Source organism: Halomonas sp. G15, from assembly GCF_021282295.1.
Taxonomy (GTDB): Bacteria; Pseudomonadota; Gammaproteobacteria; order Pseudomonadales; family Halomonadaceae; genus Halomonas; species Halomonas alimentaria.
In genome coordinates this window covers 1-15384 of record NZ_JAJSPA010000013.1, presented here as the reverse complement: position 1 = coordinate 15384, position 15384 = coordinate 1, and the positions used below count along the sequence as shown (strand labels likewise).

Sequence of the window (15384 nt, the reverse complement as noted above, 5' to 3'; positions counted from 1 at the left end):
TAGTAGTCTAGTGATCCTGAAGCCATACCTGTACGCACATTGCTTCCTGAGCAGAAATGCCTGATGATGAATTTTTTATATCTACAGAAGATACTTTATCTAACATGGCTGACGTTCTTGTATCTTGGATTGGCACTGCAGACATCAGAGGTGGTTCGGACGAGGTTATTGATGGGCCGTTAGCCAGTGTGCTTCGCCACCAGGACTTCAGCTATGCCTATTTGCTTCATAACCAACCGCTGGATGAGGTGAGAAATTATCTACATCGGCTAAAAGAAAGTTTCAGGACGGAATTCGTTTCCGTTCAGGCTGAGCTTCAGAGCCCCATTCACTTTGCTGACATCTACAAAGTCTTGGATGCCACGCTCTCTGACATCGTAGAGAAGCACCCAAGGTCACCGATTTATATTCAATTGACGTCGGGCACGCCCGCAATGACGTCAGTTTCGATCCTTACGGGTAAGACGAAGTATCGAGTTCGTTTTTTGCAATCGTCCCTGCAGCAGGGAGTTCAAGTCGTTGAGCTTCCTTTCGACATAGCTGCTGACTTTTTACCGTCCGTTGCTGACGCTCTGGATGATCGCCTGACGAGCCTTATTGCTTGTGAGGCTCCTTCTACGGCTGCGTTTGACCACATAATCACCCAAGATCCTCAGATGGAACGTTTGAAGGAGCGTGCAGCGATTCTTGCGATGAGAGAAGTGCCGGTATTGATTCATGGTGAAACAGGCACTGGCAAGGAGCTATTTGCTCGGGCTATTCATAACACCAGCCCACGCTCAAAGCAGCCTTTCCTATCTTTGAATTGCGGCGCAATTCCTTCGGAGCTTATTGATAGCACCTTGTTTGGCCATAGCAAAGGTGCATTCACAGGTGCAACAACCAGCAAGCCAGGGGTGTTTGATCAAGCAGATGGTGGCACCCTGTTTTTGGACGAATTCGGAGAGCTTCCACTAGAAGCCCAAGTTCGATTACTACGGGTACTTCAAGATGGCAGCTTTACTCCTGTAGGCTCTACAGAGGAGCGCATAGTTGATGTGCGTATTATTGTGGCAACCAATAGGAACCTTGGGTAGCTACGAATAAGCCCGATCCAAGGCTCTGAAATGTCGTTGTCACCGCCTCAGAGGCGAAAATTCAACACTTTTAGCCCTTTTTAACCAGCTGCAACCACCTTTTCAGGCAGTGCAGACGGATTAACCCCGTGCTCTCAACATCTGATCCACCCGCACAACGTTGGCCAGTGCGAACAGCATGGCCAACTTGCAGTCGTTTTTCTTCAGGCCACGGTAGCGGGCTTTTACAAAACCAAACTGGCACTTGATGATCCGAAACGGATGCTCAACTTTCGCACGGATACTGGTTTTCAGATACTCGGTGCGGATTCTGACCTTATTGATCCGAGGGTGTTTTTTCAGTGTCTTCAGCTTCCCTGGCTGTTCTGCGATGTACCAGTCCGCACTGACATCTTTCAGCTCGTCTCGCTTTTCGGCGCCCCTGTAACCCGCATCAGCAAAGATGAATGCTTCTTCACCGTGTAGCAGTTGATCAGCCTGATTAAGGTCGTGCTCATTGGCCGCAGTTGTCGTGAAACTGTGCGTGATGCCGGTGCGGGCATCAACCCCGATGTGAGCCTTCATCCCGAAGTGCCATTGATTCCCTTTTTTGGTCTGGTGCATCTCGGGATCACGTTCGCCCGTTTTGTTCTTGGTGGAGCAGGGAGCTTCGATGATGGTGGCATCGACCAGTGAGCCCTCTTTCAGCAGGACACCGGCTTCAGACAGCCATTGGTTTACCTCTTCAAAAATCTGTCGAGCCAGACCGTGGCGCTCCAAAAGATGACGGAAGTTCAGGATAGTGGTGTGATCGGGGATGGCCTTGTCCAATGACAATCGAGCGAACAGCCGCATGGACGCGATCTCATACAGCGCGTCTTCCATGGCGGGGTCACTGAGGGTATACCACTGCTGCATGCAGTGAATGCGAAGCATTGTAGACAAGGGATACGGTCGACGACCATTGCCAGCCTTGGGATAATGAGGCTCGATGACGGCTTCGAGACGCGCCCACGGGATCAGCTTGTCCATTCGGCCCAGAAACTTTTCCTTGCGGGTTTGACGGCGCTTGTTGCTGAACTCGCTGTCCGCGAATGTAAGTTGCTGATCCATCGGTGCGTCCTCAATCGTGTACAGCGGGCATTATCCCATGCAGTGGACTTATTCGCAGCTTCCTTAAGTAAGAACCTCTATCTAATTTGGAATCGGATGTCGTCCGGCAGCTATTTCCCACCGTCCGTCAAAGCAGTTCCAATTCCGAAGAAAAGTGGAGGAGAAAGATTGCTCGGGGTACCCACGGTTAGCGATCGTATAGCGCAAACTGTGGTTACTATGACGCTGGAACCTATCCTGGAACCTGTCTTTCATGTGGACTCGTACGGGTATCGGCGCGGGAAATCCCCGCATGATGCGCTTGCGATCACGCGAAAGCGGTGCTGGGAAAGGGACTGGGTGCTGGAGTATGACATCCGTGGCTTGTTTGATCATATTGATCATGAGCTATTGCTCAAGGCCCTTGACCACCATTGCTCTGAATCCTGGGTGCTGCTGTATGTGAGGCGCTGGCTAACGGCACCGATGCAGACGAAAGATGGTAAGCAGGAACGACGGAACGTTGGCACACCACAAGGTGGCCCGTTATCGCCAGTTCTGGCAAACCTGTTTCTGCATTATGCATTGGATCGTTGGCTGACCGTTCGTCATCCGGATATCCCATTCTGCCGATATGCAGATGACGGAATACTGCGTTGTCGAAGTGAGCGTGAGGCTCAGTATCTGCATTCCCAGCTAGATATGCGTGAGGTGGACCCAATAGCTATTCACAGAGATGCCCAACAAACGAGTATACTGGCCTGTGTTTGTCCAGGCTGCTCGGATAAATCACCATCAGCTCCTTGCTAAGGCCAGGCTCACTCACGGGAATAGCCACCAGACTTCCATTTTGGACCTCCTCCCGTACAGAACTTTCAAGCACCAACGATGCGCCAAGTCCGACCTTAACCGCTTGCTTGACGGCTTCGGTGCTACCCAGCTGCATAGATACCGTCGGAAATGGCCCATGCTCACCGAAGTAGGTCGCCAAAAGCCGGCCAGTGCCGGTGCCGGGTTCGCCGCCGATCAGAGCCATGTTAGACAGCGTATCGCGGTCGATATCGGTTCGACGGGCTAACGGGTGACCAGGCGGAACGATTAGAACAACGGGCTCGTTACGCCACGCCTGAGCATGGAATCCGGGTAGATCATGCCACCACTCCATAATCGCCACGTCCAGCTCACCGTCCGATAAATGCCGTGCAATAGTCGGATTGGAATCTATTACCACATCCACCTCGGGCCCTACGCCCAGCTCCTTGTAACGACGGATGTAGGGCTGGAGCATATAAATCCCAATATTGGAGCTCGCCCCAACGCGAAGTCGAGCCTCCATAATGGAAGATCTCGCCTGCTCCTCCAGCCGGAGCAGACTTCGGGCAAAAGGCAACAAGGTTAAGGCAGCCCGGGTTGGCTCACAGCCAGAGCGCCCCCTGTGGACCAATAAAACGCCAAGTTGGTTTTCGAGTTTTTGAAGGTGCTGGGACAGTGTGGGTTGTGCGATGTCCAACTGGCGGGCTGCGGCCTGAAACCCGTTGTGGTCCAGCACCGCCACGAAACTCTTCAGCCAGACAAGATTCAGCATGGGCCGCTCTCGCGGCCACTGGGATCATTGATCGCATCACCCGGCCGCTCACCCCGAAGCACTTGCAGAATGTTCCGAGCAGCGCGTTGCTCGATAGCCAGACGCACCTGGCTGACTGCCGATCCGATGTGAGCAGTAAACAGCGTGTTGGGGTGGGCCCTGAGCCCCTGGGCGATCTCCCTCGGACGATCTTCTCTCGCCCAATCTTCCATCTCAAACACATCAGCGGCGTACCCCCCCAACTGACCGGATTGAAGCGCTTGCAGAACACTACCCTCATCCACCACAGATCCACGGCAGGGATTGATAAGGAATGCGCCCGGTTTCATTCCTGTTAGCGTTTCGCGATTAATGGTGTGGAGGGTTTGCTCATTGAGCGCCAGTGCCAGGATCACAATATCTGACTGGGCCAGCAGCATCTTGAGGGGAGTATGGGACAAACCCAGTGCCTGCTCATGCTGCACGGGTAAACGTTCCGGCTGGGAATAGATTAAATCCGCTCCCCATCCGTTCAGGCGCTGCGCCACCGCTTGGCCGATGGCCCCCATACCCACAATACCAATCCGTGAGCCTTCGATCCCCTGCCCATAGAAGCGTGGTGTCCAGCCAGTAAATTCACCGGATCGAACGAAGTGGTCCGCCGCCTTGACTTGTCGGGTGAGACTGATCGTCAGCCCGACCGTTAGCTCTGCAGTAGGCACGGTTAGCAAATCCGGTACAAATGTCAGCCAAACCCCATGACGCGTGCAGGCATCCACATCAAAGTTGTCATAGCCTTTCAGGGCTGCACCAATCACCTTCAAGCGCGGACACCCCTGTAGGAACTCCACTCCAACTCGGTCTGGCATGAACGCCATCATCGCATCAGCGTCTGCAACGCGCGCAGCCACTTCCTCCTGGGGCAACGTGGCGCCGGATTGGTTGGTGACCAGCTCGCAATCTTGGGCAAGTTCATCCAGAACACTGTCATGGATCTTATGGGTTATCACAACCTTGGGTTTCATAGATGGTCCTTATTTGAATTTCTTACGAAGGCGGCCACTGAGACTGTCCACGACGGTGACCATCAACAAGATGACAATGAGAATGGCGCTGACTTCCTGATACTGCATGATTCTCAGCGAGCCCATCAATTCGAAGCCAATACCACCGGCACCCACCATGCCCATTACGGTCGAGGCACGGAAATTGTATTCCCAGCGATAAATGGACACGTCCGCGAATTGAGGAAGTACTTGTGGCAGCACGGCGTGATAGAGCACCTGCAAGCGAGTAGCGCCGGCAGCATCGGCCGCTTCCACTGGCGCCTCATCTACATGCTCAATCGCTTCGGCAAAAAACTTTCCAACCATGCCAATGGAGTGAAGACCGAGCGCCAGTACGCCAGGCAACGCCCCAAAACCAACAGCAGCCACGAAGATGATGCCCATGATCAGTTCCGGGACTGAACGCAAACCGTTTAAAAGGGTTCGAGTTACTTGGAACACCACCGGATGTGGAGAGGTGTTGCGCGCAGCCAGGAATGCCAGTGGCACAGACAAGGTTACTGCAATGGCAGTACCGGCAATGCTCATCGCAAGCGTGTCGATTAACGGCGACACCCAGCTGGCCACATTGGTGAAGTCAGGTGGAAGAGATTCGCCAATGAGTGTGCCTATGGCTGGCACGCCATTGGCAAGTGTATTGAAATTGAGCAGCCCTACGTGCCAACTTGCGACAAAAATGATGAGCAGCACTAACAGCGACTGTCCGAGTTTTTTCCGCCAGCCTTTCGCGTGCTCATCCAGCACGGAGGCCGACGGGGCCGGCGACAGAGTCGCCGGTTCCGTCGTTGTATAGTTCATGGGGCACTCCTCACATTTTTGCGAAATCAAGATTGAGCAGGCCACCCATAGCGCGGATGACATCGTAATCTTCGTCGGTAATTGCCGCGAATCCCTCAGCCTTCAGGTTGTCGAGAATCTCCGGGTCATCGATCTGCAGAAAGGCTTTCTGAATGTTGCTCTTCAGCTCAGGGGCCAGGTTCGAACGCATGGCCCAGGGGTATTGAGGAAAGTCACCGCTGTAGCCCAGCACTTTGACCTTGCTCCGATCAATCAAACCGAGGTCCATCACATGCTCGAAGATAACTTCGGACAACCCTCCGGCGTCGGCATTGCCATTGGCGACGTTAACCGCAACAGCGTCATGGCTACCGACGAAATGAGCCTCATAGTCCTTTCCGGCTTCGAGCTCTGCCTTCTCAAGGAGTACGGTCTTGGGGATCAGGTGGCTGGAAGTGGATGCGCGGTCACCGTAGGCCATTTTCTTGCCTTTGATATCCGCGAAGGAGCCAACGCCAGAGTCCGCATTGGCAATAATGATGGAGCGATAAGTCGGCTTCCCGTCTACCACCATGGCGGCAAAGGGTTCAATGTCACTCTTACTCTTGGCCATCACATAGGACAACGGACCAAAGTAAGCCAGGTCAATTCGGCCAAAACGCATGGCTTCGATCATGGAGGAGTAATCGGTGGTAACAATCAGTTCTACTTCCTTACCAAGAGTGGTTTCCAGGTAATCCTTCAAAGGTTGGTTTCGCTTGATCAGTTCTGACGCGTTCTCATCCGGCAGCAAGGCAACTTTCAAAAGATCAGGGTCTGTATCTGCGGCATGGGCTGACCAATGGATGCCGAGCATCATTATCAGAGCCAGCAAAGAGTGAATCATTGTCTTCATTGTGCTATCTCCAGTACGTCTGTCGTTATCGGGGTGGTCTTAGGTTTATCCTGATTCCGTGAAGCCAGCGCCGACACTTCCCCTATCACCGCCAGCGAGCATTTTTTTGACCGCCGATTCCGTCTCAACCGCTGAACGCATACCGGGGAGGACCAACCATGGCGACGCTGACCGACGAGAGCAGCCCATTTTGACAGGCATTTCTACCCGCCGGACACGGTGATACTGGCTGCCGATGACCGTCAGCTCTCTGCGTGGTGCCTTTGTCCGACAGACGATCAGCATGGCGTGCCTCGGGGATAGCGCAGGCGGCTTCGCAAGGTGTTCAACACCGTCATGCGTCCGATGTCCTGCCCGAAGTCGAGGATGATCTGCCGCGCCTTGTGAATCACGAGCGCCGCACGATGCACCAGCTCTTGTAGCACGGTGCGGATCCGGCGCCGCTTGGCGGGATGGCGCACCGGGCTCAGCTCGCCGGTCATGCCCAGCTGCCCCATCAGCCGCAGGATGTTGTAGGCCAGCTGGGCGAGGTGCAGGATCAGATCGTTGGTGGCGAACTTGCCCGACGGCAGCCGCTCCAGGTCGAGATCGGTCTTGATCTCACTGTGGAATTGCTCGTGGGTGGCATGCGCCTGGTAGCGTTTGATCACCGCCTCCGGCGCCTCGTCCAGGCTGGTCCACCAGCCTTCCAACTCATAGTCCGGTTCGAGCAGCAACTGGCCATCGCGATCGGCGGTGCGCTCGACCAGGCGCATCACGCGTTGGACGACGTATTCGGTCTTGTTGTCGTCGTGGATCGAGACGGTCTGCGGCCACAGCGCCTGGCGCTTGCCAGGACGCAGCTCTTCCCAGTAGTCCGCCGCCACAGCCAACCAGGTATCCTGATCCGCCGTGGCCGAGCCGCGCGGGTTCCATTTGACGACATAGTCGAGCCGGCGCCCCTCGTCGGCAAAGACCTGGCGCTGCTGTTCGAGAAGCGCCAGGTGCGCCTGGCTGTCGAAGCCGCTGTCCTCGCGTAACAGGATCGGTTGCTTGGTCAGGCCTTGGGCGCGAGGCAGTACCCGCTCCAGGAAGGCGTTGCTCTCCTTCATGGTGTGCTGCTTGCCAGGCCGCAGTTCCAGACCCAGGCACCACCCTTCGTTGCCCAGATAGGCGGCGATCGGGGTGTAGCCATCGACCTGCTGGTAGGTCCGCGAGACGCCTTCCTTCTTCGAGTTGCTGTTGTCCATGACGAAGGTGTCGATGTCCAGGCAGACGTGCGTCGTCTCGGCGGTGATCGGTGCTTCGATCAGTGACAGCAGGGTCGTGGACCAGGTGGCGGTGCGCGCCTGCAGGTCGTTGGCGGCAAGTTTCTCCAGCCGCTGTCGCAGCGTCGCCGCGCTCGGCACCTTCTGCAGGGTCAGCAGTTGTTGGAAGGGCTTGTCGCGGCGGAAGTTCTCGACAGCGTCATAGTCGCTCATGCCCAGACACAGCAGGCCCAGGTAGCTCTTGATCACGTCACTGGTGCGCATGCCCAGCGTGGTGGGGAAGCGGCTGTCGATGCTGTCGACGCCAGCGATCTCGAAGCATTGCCCGATGATGGACAGCCCGGCGTGGCTGGTGAGGGTGCGGCGACTGGCGCGGAACTTGACGTTGGGCATGGCACTGTCTGGGTGAATGGCGATATTCGCTATATTGCCATGCAGTTCAGTAGGTTAGAAGCATTCCTGGGGGCCGGTCTCACGGATTCAGGTTTATGGATGGCTGGTTTGCCTTCCGCAGCTACCACGCTGGGTGAACGGTGGTAAATCTCGTCCAGGTGTTTCGATTTCAGGTTTTCAGGAGCATCGTCAAAAACGATATGAGCGTTCGAAAGGCCGATGATCCGGTCTGCAAAACGCTGGGCGTATTCCAATTGGTGCAAGGAAATAACCGCGGTGATTCCATCTTCCTGACAAATATCGCGCAGTAGGCCGAGTACCTTTTCAGAAGTGGCCGGATCCAGGCTGGCAACGGGCTCATCGGCAAGAATCATGGATGGTTGCTGCACCAATGCTCTGGCGATTCCAACCCGCTGCTGCTGGCCGCCGGACAACTGATCTACTCGGGAAAGCGCTTTGTCAGCCAGACCTACGCGGTCGAGGCATTGCAGAGCCAACTCCAGGTCCTGCCGGGGCAGGGGAAGCAGGCCTCGCCAAGTACCGTGATACGCAAGTCTGCCTGTCAGCACATTCTGTAACGCGGTGTATCGTTCGATCAGCTGGTGATGCTGGAACACCATGGCGGTGCGGCTGCGGTGCTGTCGCAGGATTCTACGGTTGGTCAGTTCACCAAACTCGCCAGACACAACCTTCCCGGTTGTGGGCTTAACCAGGTGATTCAGTGAACGAAGCAGAGTGGATTTACCCGCGCCTGAAAGTCCCAGTAGCACGGTGAATTCGCCCTTGTGAAAGTGAACGTTGGTGGGTTTGAGCGCGAGGACGTTTCCCGGGTAGGTTACGCCCATACTCTCGACTCGAAGCATCACATTGGTTGATTGAGTTGGGGCCACAGGATCACCTTTTGCAATAAATAAGCTCGCCGTATTGCGAGTTACAATTGAACGATAAAGCTGAGAGATGACACCGTCGTGTCACTGACGTGACAGTTTGATGAAGTGCTTTTGGTTCGCAAGGATTTTCCGAAGGGCTCTGTGAAATACATGGAGCTCAGCCAAAGTGGAACGAGCCACCCAGGAGCTTAAGCAACAAAAATTGCGTTCCACCGTCAGTCGGCGAATCTCACGGTACAGTTCGTCCGTGCTGAGTTCATCGAATTGCTTACCGACTATACTCTTGCCTTCGAGGAGGTCGGACGCGCTCTCCAATAGGTCGCGCTTCCAGGTGCTGACTATGGTGGGGTGGATCTGGAAACGGGCAGCAATTCAAGGTGTGGCCTTAAGGGTGGGCAAGGACAGCCTTGCACTTACTAATTCGAAATAAAGTAAGCGAATATTACCCGGAGATATAAGCCAAATCCGGATGGCCAAAAAACGATTTCAATAGTCGTGGCAATTTTTGCAAACGTCGAAGCTGCCGGTAAACAGTGCTCCGAAGTTGTTCTTTGCTGTTAATGATCTTTTTACCGACGTGATGGTATTTGATATAGCCCCAAACAGACTCGTCAGGATTCAGCTCCGGCGAGTACGGCGGCAGGAAGAACAACCTGAGCTTGCCGTCGAGACTCTCAACATAGTCTCGAACCCGACGAGCATGATGAACCGGGTGGTTATCGAGGATCAGGAAAACCGGCTTGTCAACGTCTTGCACCAGAGCCTTGAGGAAACCAAGAAACGCATCGGTGTTCATGTTGCCCTGAATGGTCTTAAAGCGAAGCTCGCCGCGAGGCGAGATGGCCGAGATCAGATTGATGCTGAAGCGACTGCCCGTATTACGGATGATCGGAGTTTCACCCCTGGGTGCCCAGGTGGTGCCACTGTGATAATCAGACCGAATGCTGGCTTCATCGCCGAAATAGATGGTGGCGCCGACTTTTTTTGCTTCCTTGCGAATTTCCGGGTAGGTCTCTTCTTTCCATTGTTTCACGGCCTCTGGCTTTTGCTGGTAGGCCCGATGCAGGGGTTTCTGAGGCGTCAGCCCCAGGTTTCGAAGCAGACGACCGACCGAGACATCGCTTAACCGGACGTTGAACTTTTGCCGGATGAGCTCACGCACTCGGCCCCGAGTCCACAGGGCAAAATCAAACTTCAACTGGTCCGGCGTAAAGGTCGTTATCCAGATATACAGCTCCCGGATCTGAGCACCGCTCAGTTTCTTGGGACGACCGGAAATCTGCTTGGCCTTGAGCGCGTCAAAGCCACCCTCGCGGTAGGCAGCCAGCCATTCATAGATTCGTGCTCGGCTCATCCCCAGCGCTTTGATGACGACTTCTGGACTCTCGCCATCCATGACCCGTTGAACGGCGCGAACGCGAATGGCTTCTAATGTTTTGTGATCAAGTTTACGACCGTCATCGTGGCGCATGTGTGTAAATATCCGATAAGCTTGGCGAACGGAGCCTACATTATAAATGATGTTCGCTTACTTTCGAACCCATTAGTATATTAAGTCTGATACCATGTGGTCGGATCTAATCACAGGAAGCTGTCCAGCCGGATAACAACGCCCATTTCCTGAAACTTGCTATAGGTCTCAGTACCACTGCTCTGTCGAACCAGCCGCAAATCATTTTTCAGATACACCGGCTTGGCCGGTTTGGCCACTGCTTTCTTAGAAACCTGCTTAGGGGTAGGCTTTTCCTGTAAGGCTCGAATATGTGCAACCAGACCCAAAAGATCCTCATCCGGTTTCTCTTCAATAGCTTGTTCGGCCACCACGGGGGCTATGTCCGATCCAATACCCATTTGCATCAACATATCGATCAACTGTTGGGCTTTGCTGGCTTGTTGAGGCTCAGTAGAAGTATGTGGAAGCTCTGGATCAGCAACATGGATGCCAGATGCGCGAATAGTATCAGTTGGTATGTCCAAGTCAGCATAGGCCAGAATTTGTTCTTTTCTGCCACTTCGCAATGCCTTAATCATAGGGTGGATTAGCGAAAGCTCTTCATTGAAGACCTTTTCTACAAGAAGCTGATCGATCACCTCTCGTCTGGCCATGACAGCACGGGTCTGACAGAGATAGAACAGCGATACCGCTACATGAGGGATACCCTGGGTGAACTCCCAGAACAAGTCTTTCATCGGCTCAGTGAGTGGAGTCGGAGCTTCAAACCACTGCAGCTTCCAGAGCCTTTTGATGAAACGCTCCCACTCCGCGTCTTGTTCCGGCTTGTCTGAACGTTCGAAGCGGTTCCAGTTCAGACTGCCAAATTGGGCAGCCCTGCGAGCTGAACGCATGGTCGGTGTAAACAGATCCAGTGCTTTCGGGGTACCAATAAACAGCACCGGCACCTTGATCACATTGGTCAGGGTGACAAAGAAATTCAGCATTTTCTGGGAGCCTCCCGACTTGGATTTTTCCAAGTGCTGAATTTCATCGATAGCCAGCAAGCCTACCGAATGAAGCGCAACTACTCTCGCTACGTCACCTAGCATCGACTCTGCAGAAGAGCGCGATTTTACAAATAACTGTTGATAATCTGTGCCAAGGGCATCATCAACCGCTCTGAAAAAGTTGATGCAGAGATGCCTGACGGAACCATCATGGGGACACTCAACCTTCAGCCAAACCAGCTGGGTATGCTGATAGTCAGGGTGATATATCACTTGCGGATAGCAGCTCAGAATCGCCTCTACAGCTGTCGATTTACCTGTTCCCGAGCAGCCAATCACCGAACTAACCAGAGATTCATTGCCTGCATTACGGCTGGCAGATTTGAAGTCTGTATAACCAACAGTATCAAGATTACGTTGGTGGCTGGCATCGGCTATGTTCCGACTCAGGTAGCCCCGACGAATCATGCTCGAGAGCATTTGTTCCAGTTGCAAATGCGACTTGGTCGGATAGAGGAACTGATCCAATATCCTCATCATCGCATGGCGACGAATGTGCCCAGGCAGCTTCTTCTCACTGTCGCCAACCGTTGGATAACGATTTAGCTTCTTAGCCGTTTCCTGAGGGGAATTAATCGGCGGAAGTGCATTAATCAAAGGATGCCCAGCATAGTCGGGGATTTCGGCCTCGATGTAATGCGCCAGGGGATGCTTAATCATCTCCATCCTCCAAGAACGAATCCAGATCAGGATAATCCAGGCAGGGTTCACTTCGCGTTTTGATATCGATAACCAAAGCCTTATGGCCAGTGGAACTGGCAGAATCTGGCTTACTTAATGATGTACGCTGACGTTCTGCTGCCAACTCATCGCGCCGATTATCACGAATGCCCATCAACCTACGGCTCGCTGGCAGAGATGGCTTTGAGGGTTTCTTCGCTCGCTCACGTTGGACTATATGGTCGATAGCATCCAAGGTGTCGATACTTGAATAGTCTGCCCGCTGCTTGGCAGATGCCTGTGCTCTCTTTCTCTCATATTGCTTTTGAGCCGCTTCCACAAATGTCATTCCTCGATAGCTGCGGCTACGATCTGAAAGATCGCAGACCCAATACTCATCATCGCCAGCAACTGGTCTGATAAATATCTCATTGGTGTTTCGAGGATCAAAAGCTGCTTCAATTTTGGTTGGACGGTTCTGTTTGATCCGGTCGAACCATCCAGCTTTCAACGCTTCCTGGCATGTATAGTTGATTCCACGCAGTTTGATACCTACCTCAGAAATCGTTGCAGTTTCGTTTGGCAACAGGTTAATTCTGGCTAGCCTCTCGTCACAGGTACGCAGCTTTCCTGTCCGGTTGCTAACTCCCCAGTTCCAAAGCGCAATAGGAACAGCTGCCAGATCATTCGGCATATCCGGAGCGAAATCGTAGTCTTTTACGACATGACTGGTGTTATGGCGGAGTACAAGATGAATCATCATCTCCGTAAAAGCAGATAGGCCCAACTCTGCATCAAGCTCGTAGCGTTTCCCTGTCCGTTTTTTGCCATTAACAGGCTCTACCACTCCGCCAACATAGGGTTTGAACTCAGCTTGAATAGTGTTGAAGTGCCGCTCGCAGATACCCTTGTCATCGCCTCTATAGGCTCTGGTGTTGCTTAGTTGAATTCCAAATCGATTCACCAGTGTGTCAGCCTGACGGGAAAGCAGCTCACCTCTATCTGCCAGAATGCTGGCCGGAATACCGACTGCAGGCCAGTCACTATCAGTAATCTCAATACCGTAACGCGCGCAGTACTCAACCTTGCTGCAGAACGCATTCGCTAGAGCCATACCTGCAGTAACCCACGAGGGTGTTTCAAAGCCGATATACATACCTGCAATCATACGGCTGAATACATCCTTCACGAGATACAACACTGGACGCCCTACAATTTTTTCAGGGTCTTCATCTGAAACCAGATACAGATCCACTATGGTTGCGTCAATTTCGTAACGAGCTCCTGGGCCGAAATTATTGGTCGCTGCCGTACTGATTAGGGGTTTGATGTCTTTATCGTATGCCCGAGCTGGCATTCGACGTTTTTCAGCTTCATGCTTTCGATAGTTCTTAGAGTAGAAGTATTGAAGCTGGCCCCGTGTCGCCAATCGACCTGGTGTTATATCAGGGTAACGGGACCGCAGGAGGCCGTTGGCTTTATTGAGTACAACTGACATCGGCACTGGCTTTCCTACGAGATAGCTTGTCTCAATTGCCGTGCGAAATATATCCGCCACATCCTCAGTTACGACAAGTCCTTCCCCCGGTGAGACCGAACGCTTCCGGCCCAGCTTTTTGTCCAAATTTCGTCGTGGCTTGCCACTCCCTCCACATTGTTGATAGTCAGGTGCGAGAGCATTCGGAGACATCCCTCTTTGCCAGAAACGGCGAAGAGCACGAACAATGAACAGGCGAGGTCGTCCCGATTGTTCGACCGCCAATCTTATGAGTTCATTCCGCGTTTTCTTCTCGAATAAAGCTTCATGCTTCTCGAGTAGGGGCTTCAGTGCAGATACTGCTTCATCACGCTTTTGCGCAGCTAATGTGCCTTCCTGGACTGAAGGGATCGGGAAAGGGTCTGTGGTTTCCTGGAAGTCTTCCAGCTCTTCTGACGTTAATGTAAACGGCCAAGCATTCTGATCATCAACATCAATCACCTGATAATTTTCAAGGTTGGTGAACAGAACTCGGATTCTCTGCTCTGAAACAGGAGCTTGTAGAACTGTATTAATTTGCATGACTTAACCTCCATTGTGTAGAGGCCACGCCATCAAAAACGAGTTCTGAGCATTTCCAGTCGTGATATGCTTTTTGAAGTGGTGCTTTTATTTGTCGTGTTGCTACCCCATACCGCAGCATTTGCACATGTGAACCAGGCTCAAGCCCATATTCATCATCCAAGCGAGCACAACACCTCGTAGCTTTTTGCTCAGAATAGGTAGCAAGCCTAGTAATCAATTCTGTAGAGCTGGAATCCTCTACCTCACTACTGAACTGCTCCCAGCGAATGTCGGCAAGAGCAGGCCTGATCCACTGAAGGTTCTCTTTGAGAGAAGGAGATACTTCTCGGTCAGTGAATAGCTTCCATCCAACGCCAGCTTGCTCCCAATAGGCCTTTTCAATTTGTAACTTTTCTATCGTCCGGGCTTTGCCCAATTCTGAGACAGGCTTTACTGCGATGGCCAAGGGAGGGCCCTCACGGAAATCCACCAGCAAATCCGTAGTTACAATCTTGAGCTTTCCTCTGATTTGCGGATGCTTGATGCCCATTTCGGCGCACAAGCGAATTGTCTCCTCCAGCGGAAGTGGAAATTGCTCTCTGATATCCGCTGTATCGTGATACCAGTCGAAGATGCTAAAGGCAGCAAACTCAATACCGGAAAGAAGATGGTGAATACGCCCGGTCACGCGACCAGGGGCCCGGACACTTTCACCGGAACTGCTAAGGTCCTGGATCTGGATGAAAGGCTTATAAGATGCACCGAAGCCATGACCTCGGGCTTTCAGCTTTTTCTGATCCGATGCATCTAGCGGTTTGTTAGCGTCCGACACAACTCCCTCCTGTCAGGGAAAGCAGGAGAGAGTTTTGTATCAGACTTTACAACAAATGATCAAACTTTATTTATTTTAATCAAACTTTATTTTTCACCGATATCGGTGTGTGGTAATCAAATAAAGTTAGAAACTTACTGCTCTCCGAAGCCTATTAATCAATAAGATAATAGTCTTTGTAAATTAATAAAGTTGGTAACAAATTGCCCGTAAAACCCTAAAGCTATTTTTATAAAAATAATGTAACTATTCAGCACCGGTTGGCTGAGTCGGGGCTTCTTGCTGCATGAAGGCTGGCACCTCCCCCGCAAACAGTTGCTCCAGTGCGGTATGCGCCGCTACCCCTTGCTTGACGGCGGTCGAGAGAAA

At 52.7% G+C, this 15384-nt stretch carries 13 protein-coding genes; 2 read left to right on the top strand and 11 right to left on the bottom strand.

What is annotated here, in order from left to right; genetic code table 11:
• The first annotated feature begins 56 nt into the window (after nt 1–56).
• Complete coding sequence (locus LWH48_RS18235; RefSeq protein ID WP_064788841.1) at nt 57–1076, top strand: sigma-54 factor interaction domain-containing protein; 1020 nt, start codon at nt 57–59, stop codon at nt 1074–1076.
• Nucleotides 1077–1196: 120 nt separating this feature from the next.
• Here the strand turns inward: LWH48_RS18235 and LWH48_RS08120 are convergent, their stop codons facing one another.
• Nucleotides 1197–2168 carry an IS5 family transposase gene (locus tag LWH48_RS08120; RefSeq protein ID WP_064788842.1) on the bottom strand — a complete coding sequence of 324 codons (972 nt, stop codon included), beginning with the start codon at nt 2166–2168 and terminating at the stop codon, nt 1197–1199.
• Nucleotides 2169–2264: 96 nt separating this feature from the next.
• Here LWH48_RS08120 and LWH48_RS08115 point away from each other — a divergent pair, with 96 nt between their 5' ends.
• A complete protein-coding gene (locus LWH48_RS08115) occupies nt 2265–2957 on the top strand; it encodes a reverse transcriptase domain-containing protein (RefSeq protein WP_082780664.1) in 693 nt (230 codons plus the stop codon).
• On the opposite strand, the gene LWH48_RS08110 is transcribed toward LWH48_RS08115, so the two are convergent.
• The 10 genes from LWH48_RS08110 to LWH48_RS08065 form a co-directional block, all read right to left on the bottom strand.
• Complete coding sequence (locus tag LWH48_RS08110; RefSeq protein ID WP_011783503.1) at nt 2872–3732, bottom strand: LysR family transcriptional regulator; 861 nt, start codon at nt 3730–3732, stop codon at nt 2872–2874. The genes LWH48_RS08115 and LWH48_RS08110 overlap by 86 nt on opposite strands.
• Nucleotides 3726–4736, bottom strand: coding sequence for a phosphonate dehydrogenase (locus tag LWH48_RS08105; RefSeq protein WP_011783502.1), 1011 nt, complete (start codon nt 4734–4736; stop codon nt 3726–3728). Before LWH48_RS08105 ends, LWH48_RS08110 begins: the two co-directional genes overlap by 7 nt.
• Nucleotides 4737–4745: 9 nt before the next feature.
• Nucleotides 4746–5576 (bottom strand): phosphonate ABC transporter, permease protein PhnE, encoded by an 831-nt coding sequence (gene phnE, locus LWH48_RS08100; protein ID WP_020833798.1) that lies wholly within the window; start codon nt 5574–5576, stop codon nt 4746–4748.
• Nucleotides 5577–5586: 10 nt separating this feature from the next.
• Nucleotides 5587–6450 carry a phosphate/phosphite/phosphonate ABC transporter substrate-binding protein gene (gene phnD, locus LWH48_RS08095; RefSeq protein WP_058579628.1) on the bottom strand — a complete coding sequence of 288 codons (864 nt, stop codon included), beginning with the start codon at nt 6448–6450 and terminating at the stop codon, nt 5587–5589.
• Between the two features lie 278 nt (nt 6451–6728).
• Complete coding sequence (locus LWH48_RS08090) at nt 6729–8090, bottom strand: IS1380 family transposase (RefSeq protein WP_232912179.1); 1362 nt, start codon at nt 8088–8090, stop codon at nt 6729–6731.
• A 29-nt stretch (nt 8091–8119) separates the two neighbouring features.
• Nucleotides 8120–8935: a phosphonate ABC transporter ATP-binding protein gene (gene phnC / locus LWH48_RS08085; RefSeq protein ID WP_442908302.1), complete on the bottom strand. Its 816-nt coding sequence runs from the start codon at nt 8933–8935 to the stop codon at nt 8120–8122.
• Between the two features lie 487 nt (nt 8936–9422).
• Nucleotides 9423–10451 (bottom strand): IS630 family transposase, encoded by a 1029-nt coding sequence (locus tag LWH48_RS08080; RefSeq protein WP_054645368.1) that lies wholly within the window; start codon nt 10449–10451, stop codon nt 9423–9425.
• Between the two features lie 110 nt (nt 10452–10561).
• Nucleotides 10562–12142: an ATP-binding protein gene (locus tag LWH48_RS08075; RefSeq protein ID WP_027853439.1), complete on the bottom strand. Its 1581-nt coding sequence runs from the start codon at nt 12140–12142 to the stop codon at nt 10562–10564.
• On the bottom strand, nt 12135–14201 hold the full coding sequence (locus LWH48_RS08070; RefSeq protein WP_232912178.1) for a transposase family protein: 2067 nt from the start codon (nt 14199–14201) through the stop codon (nt 12135–12137). The genes LWH48_RS08075 and LWH48_RS08070 overlap by 8 nt, the downstream gene beginning before the upstream one ends.
• Nucleotides 14191–15015 (bottom strand): TnsA endonuclease N-terminal domain-containing protein, encoded by an 825-nt coding sequence (locus LWH48_RS08065; protein ID WP_104417427.1) that lies wholly within the window; start codon nt 15013–15015, stop codon nt 14191–14193. Before LWH48_RS08065 ends, LWH48_RS08070 begins: the two co-directional genes overlap by 11 nt.
• Between the last annotated feature and the right edge of the window lie 369 nt (nt 15016–15384).

What these genes read in the sequence shown, in the direction of transcription:
- LWH48_RS08110 (WP_011783503.1), bottom strand. Translation starts at nt 3,732, where the DNA reads ATGCTGAATCTTGTCTGGCTGAAGAGTTTCGTGGCGGTGCTGGACCAC.
- LWH48_RS08115 (WP_082780664.1), top strand. Translation starts at nt 2,265, where the DNA reads ATGTCGTCCGGCAGCTATTTCCCACCGTCCGTCAAAGCAGTTCCAATT.
- LWH48_RS08090 (WP_232912179.1), bottom strand. Translation starts at nt 8,090, where the DNA reads ATGCCCAACGTCAAGTTCCGCGCCAGTCGCCGCACCCTCACCAGCCAC.
- phnE (WP_020833798.1), bottom strand. Translation starts at nt 5,576, where the DNA reads ATGAACTATACAACGACGGAACCGGCGACTCTGTCGCCGGCCCCGTCG.
- LWH48_RS08120 (WP_064788842.1), bottom strand. Translation starts at nt 2,168, where the DNA reads ATGGATCAGCAACTTACATTCGCGGACAGCGAGTTCAGCAACAAGCGC.
- LWH48_RS08080 (WP_054645368.1), bottom strand. Translation starts at nt 10,451, where the DNA reads ATGCGCCACGATGACGGTCGTAAACTTGATCACAAAACATTAGAAGCC.
- LWH48_RS08075 (WP_027853439.1), bottom strand. Translation starts at nt 12,142, where the DNA reads ATGATTAAGCATCCCCTGGCGCATTACATCGAGGCCGAAATCCCCGAC.
- LWH48_RS08070 (WP_232912178.1), bottom strand. Translation starts at nt 14,201, where the DNA reads ATGCAAATTAATACAGTTCTACAAGCTCCTGTTTCAGAGCAGAGAATC.
- LWH48_RS08105 (WP_011783502.1), bottom strand. Translation starts at nt 4,736, where the DNA reads ATGAAACCCAAGGTTGTGATAACCCATAAGATCCATGACAGTGTTCTG.
- phnC (WP_442908302.1), bottom strand. Translation starts at nt 8,935, where the DNA reads ATGGGCGTAACCTACCCGGGAAACGTCCTCGCGCTCAAACCCACCAAC.
- LWH48_RS18235 (WP_064788841.1), top strand. Translation starts at nt 57, where the DNA reads ATGCCTGATGATGAATTTTTTATATCTACAGAAGATACTTTATCTAAC.
- phnD (WP_058579628.1), bottom strand. Translation starts at nt 6,450, where the DNA reads ATGAAGACAATGATTCACTCTTTGCTGGCTCTGATAATGATGCTCGGC.